The organism is Sunxiuqinia sp. A32 (assembly GCF_052690465.1).
The window spans coordinates 312,989-322,323 of sequence record NZ_JBQYLI010000005.1 but is presented as its reverse complement, the minus strand read 5'-3'; the positions used below and the strand labels follow the sequence as shown (position 1 = coordinate 322,323).

Here is a 9,335-nt window from a genome sequence, read left to right as displayed (position 1 = left end):
CCAGTAAATGAGAAAATAAGCATTTACATCCTATTAAATTAAGTATAAATCTGTCAAGCTATTTTAGGAAAGGTCAATCTGATATTTATTATTCATAAAGTCTATTTCAGGGAAGGTCAAATTCCCTTCCCTACTGGTCGTTCCAGCAAAAAATCAAGTTTTTCCAGCAATATTTTGAATCATTCAATCAAAAAAGCCAATCGTTCCAAAACAATCGGTAGCCTTTCCATATTTTTTAAAGGATTTCCAACGGTGCTTTTGGGATTGGCTTTTTAGCAATACTTACTGATTCACTTATTCATCGCCCACCTTGCGGTGCCTGCGGCGATACTGACTGGAATAGCCTTTTAATCTGTTTTCATCCTTACGGAATACATATTTCCCAGCTTCCCTGATATCATCAACCAGCTCCTTTAGATGGCTATAGGCTTTGTCGCGAATGAGTTTCGACTGATTATAGTCTGCCTTATCACCGTTGGCTTCGGCTAGTAAATCGGCTAGCTCATCTGCTCGGGTGGCAGCCAGGTCAAGCTGGCTGAGGTCGAAACCGATAGCAGTAAGTGGATCCGGGTTTTCTCGCCCCAAAACAGCAATGTCATTCAGGTCTTGAATCATATCGGCGTGGCCACTGCCATCGGTAATGGCACTCACACGACTTAAAAGGACTTCGTATTTCCGATAGGCAAAACGCAAACTCTGTAACAGGTCGTTACGTAGGTCATAGGCTAGTGGCGCCTGCACAGCCCATTCTTTTTGGGCCTCCTGCTGCGAACGGTAATCTTTGTTCCAGATGGATTGCGCCTCGCGGCAGGCTCCTGCACGTACAGGCAGATCTGCAATCATTTCAGAGGTAATTCCTACCACCTGTAACTGTTCCGCATCGTCCAGACTCCAGTGATGCAGGTTTTCGGCTTCCTGTAACGCGACATCAACAGGAATACTGAGTGCTTTAACTTCTTCGTCAGGAATAGCCTGGATAGCAACTAATTTTTCATTGTAGTCTTCAATGTTGGACATTTTTTCTACATTTAAAAGGTTAATAAATCTATTTATTGACTTTGGGGCCGCCTGTAAGCTTTCCACGGCATGGCGGCCTTTTTATTACCGGCTGTTCGGTTACATACCATCTCGGTGGTACGTGGGCAGATCAAGCTTTTTATCCTTGTTATTTTGCTTTATCATTTATTTTCATCACTACGCGATTGTGGGGCGGTAAGGCCAAAAACAAGGTGTAAGATAATACTACTGAACTATATATTAGGCAAAAACTAAGCAGAAATATATGAACACCCCTAAATTTATGATAAACCCCTATTTTTTCTAATGAAGGTTGATTTTTTGGTTGTTTTATGTTAATTGAGTAAGCCGCTATCTATTAGTTACAAGCTTTAAGTAGTGAAATTTGTCATGAGGGGGTGAGCAATCTTTATTTGATGAGGTTCGAAGGGTTGGGGGTGCTTGGTATTTTTATCCTCTAATTGCTCAATCGATTCGAGATATACCTGTATGTTTCTCTAAAAAACAAAAAGGGAAGTTTCAATTGAAACTTCCCTTTTTGTGGGCGATGAGGGAGTCGAACCCCCGACCCCTTGGGTGTAAACCAAGTGCTCTGAACCAACTGAGCTAATCGCCCTAATGTTTTCTGAACGTGCCTCCCTTTCGGAAAGGCGATGCAAATATAAATCCTTTTTTTTCTCTTCCAAAAGAAAAAATCAAAATTTTTAAGAAAAATAATCAGCGACCACAAAAGTACTGCCCCCAATGAAAATCAAATCCTCTGGTTGTGCTGATTCTACAGCTCTCGCAACTGCTTCATGTACAGGTTTTATAACCTTTCCATGTATTCCGGATGCACTTGCTTTTAATGCTAATTCTTCTGCGGGAAGTGCTCTTGGAATTTTTGCTTCGGTGAAAAAATAATTTGCATTTTTTGGAAGCAGCTCCAAAATCTGGTCGATATTTTTATCATTTACCATTCCCAATACAAGGTGAAGATTCTTATAAGGGGTGTTTTTTATTTGTTCCAAAACCGATGAAAGACCTGCAAAATTGTGAGCAGTATCGCAAACCATCAAAGGATTGTTGCCTACGATTTCCCACCGGCCTCTTAATCCGGTATTTTTTGATACATTTTCGAATCCAGCACAAATGGCTTCTTGGCTTATTTCCCAGCCTAAAGTTTGGCATATCTCTAAAACTTTTAGAGCGCCATATATATTCTTAGACTGATAATTTCCAAGTAAATCTGATTTAAGGCCAGGGAAAGCGATTTCAGTATTTCGTTTAATATTAAAAACTTGTTTTCCTTCAGGAAGAAACATCGAGTACTCTGAATGATATTCCTGATCTGCAAAATAAATTGGACTTTGCTTTTCTTTTGCTTTGTTCTGAAAAACGAAATCGTATAGATCATCGCTTTCTGAAACTACTGTTGGGATTTTACTTTTAATGATTCCTGCTTTTTCGTTGGCAATTTCTTCAATACTATTCCCCAATAACGCAGTATGGTCAAAACTGATATTGGTAATTAGCGAAACCTCTGGTTGAATAATATTGGTTGAGTCTAACCTTCCACCAAGACCAACTTCAATAATTGCAATATCAACTTCTTGCTTTTTGAAATAGTCGAAAGCCATAGCTACCGTTAGTTCAAAAAATGAAGGTTCAAGTTTTACTGATTCATTTAAATTAGTAAACTTTTCCACGAAATCTACCACTCCGTCTTCCGTTATCATTTCTCCGTTGACCCGGATTCTTTCCCTGAAATCAATTAAATGTGGCGAGGTGTATAATCCTGTTTTGTATCCAGCTTCCTGAAATACAGAAGCAAGCATGTGTGAACTGGAGCCTTTCCCGTTGGTTCCGGCGACATGGATACTTTTAAAATGATGATGTGGGTTGGCAAACATTTCATCAAGTGCCAATGTGTTGCCTAAGGTATTTTTATAGGCAACTGGACCTGTTCGTTGGAACATTGGAAGCTGCTCGTACAAATATTTAAGAACCTTCTCGTAGCTTGTCATTCGTTATCAGGAGTTTATAAATTGTGGAAAATTTGATGACCAAATTACGTGATATTTTAACAAATAATAAAAGCGAATTCTACTAATTTTTTCTACATTTAAAAAAGTAAAACTACAAAGATGGCTAAACAGAAACTCACAAAAATATTCGTTTTAGACACGAATGTTATTCTTCACGATCATACTTGTATTTACCAGTTCAAAGATAATGACATTGTTATTCCGATAACAGTTTTAGAAGAGTTGGACAAGTTTAAAAGGGGAAATGATCCGATTAATTTTCAGGCAAGGGAGTTTGTCCGTATTCTGGACGATATTGTTGCTGAGAAACTGTTTAATGGAGGGATCAATTTAGGTGAGGGGCTGGGCAAGCTCATTATAGCTACCGGAAAGCCATTTAGTGATACGATTAAGCAATCTTTTAAGGAAGATATTCCGGATCATCGAATTCTTTCAATTGCTGAGTTTTATACCAAAGAAAATATCAAGCGCCCTACTATTCTGGTAAGTAAGGATATTAATCTGAGGATGAAAGCTAAGTCTCTTGGAATTATGTCTGAGGATTATGAAAATGATAAAATTAAGGATCCTCAGGTATTTGAGAAAAGTATTATCGAGTTAGAGAGCTTTAAGGATAAGCTTATCGAGTTACTATACGACGAAGGTTCTTTTCCATTGGAAGATGCAGGTTTTGAAGCAGAACCAACGCCAAATGATTATTATATTTTCAAAGGAAATAAATCGAGTGTTTTGGCTCGCTACGATAATGTTGCCAAACGGATTGTTCGGGTTGAAAAGAAAACTGCCTACGGGATTAAGCCCCGAAATGCAGAACAGACTTTTAGTTTGAATGGCTTGTTGGATCCCGATGTTAAGTTGGTTTCGTTAACTGGAAAAGCAGGGACAGGTAAAACATTACTTGCATTAGCGGCAGCATTGGAGCAGCACAAACAATACGAACAGATTTTGTTGGCCAGGCCAATTGTTGCTTTAAGCAATAGGGACTTGGGTTATTTGCCGGGAGATGCAAGTGAGAAAATCAGCCCATACATGCAGCCTTTGTTTGACAACCTTTCCGTTATTAAGCATGCGTTTAATCCACGTAGCCAGGAGTATCAAAAGATTGACGAATTATTAAAAGAGGAGCGATTAATCATTACTCCACTTGCATACATTAGAGGACGTAGTTTATCCAATTCTTATTTTATTGTTGATGAGGCCCAAAACCTCACTCCTCATGAAATTAAAACGATTATTACTCGTGCGGGTGAAGGAACCAAAATGGTATTTACAGGAGACATCATGCAAATAGATTCGCCTTATTTGGATATGAAGTCAAACGGGTTAGCCTATATGACCGATAAGATGCGCAATCAGGATTTATTTTCTCATGTCAATTTGGTAAAAGGTGAACGAAGTTATTTAGCCGAGCTGGCCAGTGATTTGCTCTAGATCATTGAATTAAACTTTGTCGTCATTCTGATTCCAGATTTTCTTTTTATACTTTTGCCGATTCAATTGAAGAGGTATGGATTTTAAAGGCAAAAGCGCAGCATTTTTTACTTTGGGATGTAAACTGAATTTTTCAGAAACATCGACCATTGCGCGGCATTTTGAGGCAGTTGGATTTGACCGGGTTGATTTTAAAGACCAGGCTGATGTGTATGTTATTAATTCTTGTTCAGTCACCTCCGAAAGTGATAAGAAAAGCCGAAATATTATTAGGCAGGCTATTCGTCGAAATCCTGATGCACTAGTTGTTGTAACTGGATGCTATGCTCAATTGCAGGAAGAGGTTATTCGAAAAATAGAGGGGGTGGATTACATTCTCGGAACCAATGCCAAGTTTCGAATGACTGACTTTATGGACGGATTGGAAAAGCGGGAAGAACCCTTTGTTTTGCTTCAATCACAAAATAAGAATCGAGACTTTTTCCATGCTGCCTCATGGGGCGATCGTACACGCAGTTTTTTGAAAGTGCAGGATGGTTGCGATTATTTTTGCACCTATTGTACCATTCCTTTTGCACGTGGACGCAGCCGAAATGATACCATTGTCAATACGGTGAAAAAAGCAAAGGAAACTGTTGACGCTGGGATTAAGGAGATCATTCTGACTGGTGTAAATATTGGCGACTTTGGGAAAAGTACCAAAGAGAGTTTTATTGGGCTATTAAAGGAGCTGGATGAAGTTGAGGGATTGGAGCGTATTCGAATATCATCCGTTGAGCCAAATTTACTTACTGATGAAGTCATCGATTTTGTTGCTGGTTCAAAGCGAATTGCGCCTCATTTTCACATTCCATTGCAGGCTGGATCAAACGATGTTTTAAAGCTAATGAAGCGAAAGTATGAGCGGGAAGTATTTGCGGGAAGGATTGAAAAAATTCGTTCTGTGTCACCAGATGCTTTTATTGGTGTTGATATGATTGCTGGAACGAATGGAGAAACTGAAGACTTTTTTTTAGATGGCTATTATTTCATAAAATCACTGGATATCTCACAGATTCATGCATTTCCATATTCCGAAAGGCCTGGAACAAAAGCCTTGGAAATAAAGCCTTTAGTTGCTGTGGATGAGCGTAAAAGAAGAACTCGTCAATTAATATCGTTGTCAGAGAAAAAGTTACGTGCTTTTTACGAAAGGAATGCTGGAAAAACTGCCACTGTTCTTTTTGAAAATGAAAGCGATCAAGATCGGCTGACTGGATTCACGGAAAACTATATTCGTGTCGAAACCAACTATAATCCGGAATTGGTTAATAATGTAGCGCAGGTCAAACTTTCAGAAATAAATAACCTGGGAAATTTTGAAGTTGAGTTTCTTTAGGCCAATTTCACTTAAAAATTTCAATATGGATTTACAACAAATTTGTCAACAAATACAGAATACAGCTAGAACAGCTGGCGATTTCATCAGGCAGGAACGTCTAAAAATTACATCTGAAGATATTGAACTCAAAGGAAAAGCAAGCCTGGTTACGTATGTCGATAAGACGGCTGAAAAAATGATCGTTGATGACCTGCGTAAAATTCTTCCAGAAGCTGGTTTTATAACTGAAGAAGGTACCGCCGGAGCTGATGGCGAAAAATATAAGTGGGTCATCGACCCATTGGACGGAACCACCAATTTTATTCACGGTATTTTCCCACATTCAGTTTCTATTGGATTAGTTGAAGATGATCAGCCAATTGTTGGAGTTGTTTACGAAGTTGGCCAAAATGAGCTTTTTTGTGCGTGGAAAGATGGTGGTGCCTGGATGAATGGGCAGCCAATTTCTGTTTCAAAAACTGCCGTCCATGAAGATACCTTGCTTGCGACTGGATTTCCATATTATAATTTTGAAATGCTGAACAATTACCTGCGTTTACTGGAATTTTTCATGATGGAAACACGAGGAATGCGCAGGATGGGTTCAGCGGCGGTTGATTTGGTTTATGTGGCCTGTGGTCGTTTCGATGGATTTTTTGAGCATGCACTCCATGCTTGGGATGTAGCAGCTGGAATTATCATTTTGCAAGAAGCAGGTGGAAAAGTATGTGATTTCAAGGGAGGTGACAATTTCTTGTTCGGAAAAGAGATTGTAGCTTGTAACTCCAATTATTTTCCTGCATTCTTCAAAAAAGTAAATGAATTTCTTGGTTAGATTTTACCTTTCCTTATTGCGCTTGGTTGGCTAATGCATTAAATTGCATAAAAAAGTAGTCATGGCTGAGAAAGAAATTGCCTTGCTCCAGAAACAGCGAGAAAAATTGAATGAAAAGAGTTTTGATTTAGAAGCCTGGAAAAATCAAACAGTTCTTTTTTTGAATCGAATCTTCGGTGCGGAACACACCATTGTGAAAATGATTTTGGATTTGAAATACGACTATTCCAGCTGGAATTTGCGAGATGCTACCGGCAATGAAAAATCCGATGATCCTGTAAAAATGCAGGCTGATGAAATTTTGGAAGCAGCCATTATGGAACTGGAAAGTTTAGGTTTGCCGCAAAAGGAAATTTCCACTGATAAATTGTGGGAATTGTTGGAAGAAGAACTAACAGGCAAGCAATTGAAAGAAATTAAATCCATTGTAGATTCAGGCAAAAAGGAGAAACTTTCCAAACTTTCAGAAGTTTTAAGCTCACTTGAAAAAGAAAACCTGATAAACATTATGTCACGTTTATTAATTTCCTGATTATCTTTGCGGGCATGAATTTTCCTAAAGTAGCTGTTGTTATTTTAAATTGGAATGGGAAGGATTTACTTTCCAGATACTTACCTTCTGTTGTTGATTGCAGTGAGGGAGAAGCAGTGGAGTTAATTGTTGCTGATAACAACTCTACTGATGATTCCATCGCTTTCATTCAAGAAAATTTTCCAACGATAAAGATTCTTCAATTAGATGAGAATTACGGATTTGCGAAAGGATATAATGAAGCGCTCAAACAAATTGAAGCCGAATACTATATTCTACTAAATTCGGATGTTGAGGTAACCTCAGGTTGGCTGGAACCGATGATTGAATTAATGGATAATGATTCTTCAGTGGCAGCCGTCCAGCCAAAAGTGTTGAGTTGGCGACAAAAGGATGAATATGAATATGCCGGGGCTGCTGGAGGATTCATTGATAAATTAGGCTATCCTTTCTGTCGTGGTCGTATTTTGAATGTGATGGAAAAAGATGCCGGGCAATACGATCAGGTGACTAATATTTTCTGGGCAACAGGTGCATGTATGGCTGTAAGAGCCAGTTATTTTCATAAGGCAGGTGGTTTTGATGAAGATTTTTGGGCGCATATGGAAGAAATTGACATTTGCTGGCGCTTGAAAAATATGGGATACCAGATTCAGTTTACTCCCTATAGTAAGGTTTTCCATTTAGGAGGAGGAACACTTTCTTACGATAATCCCCGGAAATTATTTCTCAACTTCAGAAACAGTCTGTACTTGTTGTATAAAAATTTGCCAAGACATAAATTCTATAAGGTAATTGTTGCCAGAATGATTTTGGATGGAGTTGCTGCGTTCAAGCTTTTGAGTGAGTTTAATTTAAAAGGATTTACAAGCGTATTTCGGGCACATTTTTCATTCTACAAAGAACACAAGAAATTGCGAAAAAAGCGGGACCATTTGAAAACGATTGCAACACCTCAATGGCATGACGAGATATTATGCAAAAGCATTATCTGGAAATTTTACTTTAAAGGACAGAAAAAGTTTCAGGAGCTCAGTTAGTCAACTTTAAACCAGTTGTTGAAAAATCACAAATCCTTTGTATCTTGAAGTATAAAATTTAAGATGATGACAAAGGCGTTAATTAATGGTTTCAATATTACCCCAGCCACAAAACAGTTTGAAAAAATCTCAGAAGATCAGTTGCCAATTGCTGCATCTGATAAAGCATATCAATGGCTTCAATTTGATTTAAAATCACCGGAGACGGAAAAATTAATTCGGGGTATTGAGGGTGCTGATGAATTGTTGGTTGAAGCACTGCTGAAAGATGAAACCAGGCCGCGCGTTTCTATTTTAAACGATGAAATGCTGATTATTTTGAGGGGTGTTAATTTGAGTGAAGGAGAAGATCCTGAGGATATGGTTGCAGTTCGATTATTGATTAGCAGTAATCGGATTATTAGTTGCCAAAAAAGAAATTTATTATCTGTAAATGACATGGTTCAGTCAATTGAAGACGGAAAACCTCCAAAAACTCCGGCTCATTTTCTGGTGCTGTTGTGTGAAAGATTGATTTTGCGAATGAATGACTTAATGGAAGACATTGAAGATCGATCGGCAGAAATGGAAGAGTTGGCCCTTGATAACGACGGGAGTGATTTTGAAAGTGAATTGCATAATTTGAGAAGGCAAATCATTCAGTTGAAACGCTTTTTGATTCCACAACGAGATGCCTTTTTAAAACTTCAATTGGAAAAAACTGCCTGGATAACTATTAAGCAACAACATCGCTTTCGTGAAATCACAGACCAGCTAATTCGTTATTTGGAAATGCTGGATGCTGCTCGTGATATGGCAACTGTTAGTCAGGAAACTCTGTATCATCGGCAGAACGAGCAGATGAATAAGCGTATGTATATTTTGTCGATTGCCGCTGCTATTTTTTTACCACTGGGCTTCTTTGCCGGTCTCTTAGGTGTGAATTTGTCGGGAATACCGAAAGCTGAAGATCCAATGGCTTTTGCATGGTTTGTTATAATTTTGGCTGTTCTTACTGGTTTCCTACTGTTACTATTCTGGAAAAAGAAATGGTTATAATTTGATTTTATGGGAGTTTTAGTTGGCAAACTATTATTTTTGTTCATCAATCACC

8 protein-coding genes and 1 tRNA gene are annotated in these 9,335 nt (G+C 38.5%); 6 read left to right on the top strand and 3 right to left on the bottom strand.

What is annotated here, in order from left to right; genetic code table 11:
• Positions 1-294 precede the first annotated feature (294 nt).
• The 3 genes from ACUNWD_RS07500 to ACUNWD_RS07490 all read right to left on the bottom strand — a co-directional run bounded on the left by ACUNWD_RS07500 (position 295) and on the right by ACUNWD_RS07490 (position 3,023).
• Positions 295-1,017, bottom strand: coding sequence for a hypothetical protein (locus ACUNWD_RS07500; RefSeq protein ID WP_445587173.1), 723 nt, complete (start codon positions 1,015-1,017; stop codon positions 295-297).
• Between the two features lie 541 nt (positions 1,018-1,558).
• Positions 1,559-1,633 (bottom strand) — tRNA-Val (locus tag ACUNWD_RS07495).
• Between the two features lie 88 nt (positions 1,634-1,721).
• Complete coding sequence (locus ACUNWD_RS07490) at positions 1,722-3,023, bottom strand: bifunctional folylpolyglutamate synthase/dihydrofolate synthase (RefSeq protein WP_445587172.1); 1,302 nt, start codon at positions 3,021-3,023, stop codon at positions 1,722-1,724.
• Positions 3,024-3,143: 120 nt separating this feature from the next.
• Here ACUNWD_RS07490 and ACUNWD_RS07485 point away from each other — a divergent pair, with 120 nt between their 5' ends.
• From ACUNWD_RS07485 to ACUNWD_RS07460, 6 genes are all read left to right on the top strand, one after another.
• Positions 3,144-4,475, top strand: a complete 1,332-nt coding sequence (locus tag ACUNWD_RS07485; RefSeq protein WP_445587171.1) for a PhoH family protein — start codon at positions 3,144-3,146, stop codon at positions 4,473-4,475.
• Between the two features lie 76 nt (positions 4,476-4,551).
• Positions 4,552-5,853: a tRNA (N(6)-L-threonylcarbamoyladenosine(37)-C(2))-methylthiotransferase MtaB gene (gene mtaB / locus ACUNWD_RS07480; RefSeq protein WP_445587170.1), complete on the top strand. Its 1,302-nt coding sequence runs from the start codon at positions 4,552-4,554 to the stop codon at positions 5,851-5,853.
• Positions 5,854-5,878: 25 nt separating this feature from the next.
• Positions 5,879-6,670, top strand: a complete 792-nt coding sequence (locus ACUNWD_RS07475) for an inositol monophosphatase family protein (protein ID WP_445587169.1) — start codon at positions 5,879-5,881, stop codon at positions 6,668-6,670.
• A 61-nt stretch (positions 6,671-6,731) separates the two neighbouring features.
• Positions 6,732-7,202 (top strand): hypothetical protein, encoded by a 471-nt coding sequence (locus ACUNWD_RS07470; protein WP_445587168.1) that lies wholly within the window; start codon positions 6,732-6,734, stop codon positions 7,200-7,202.
• Positions 7,203-7,216: 14 nt separating this feature from the next.
• Positions 7,217-8,242, top strand: coding sequence for a glycosyltransferase family 2 protein (locus ACUNWD_RS07465; RefSeq protein WP_445587167.1), 1,026 nt, complete (start codon positions 7,217-7,219; stop codon positions 8,240-8,242).
• A 66-nt stretch (positions 8,243-8,308) separates the two neighbouring features.
• Positions 8,309-9,280, top strand: coding sequence for a zinc transporter ZntB (locus ACUNWD_RS07460; protein ID WP_445587166.1), 972 nt, complete (start codon positions 8,309-8,311; stop codon positions 9,278-9,280).
• The last annotated feature ends 55 nt before the right edge of the window (positions 9,281-9,335 follow it).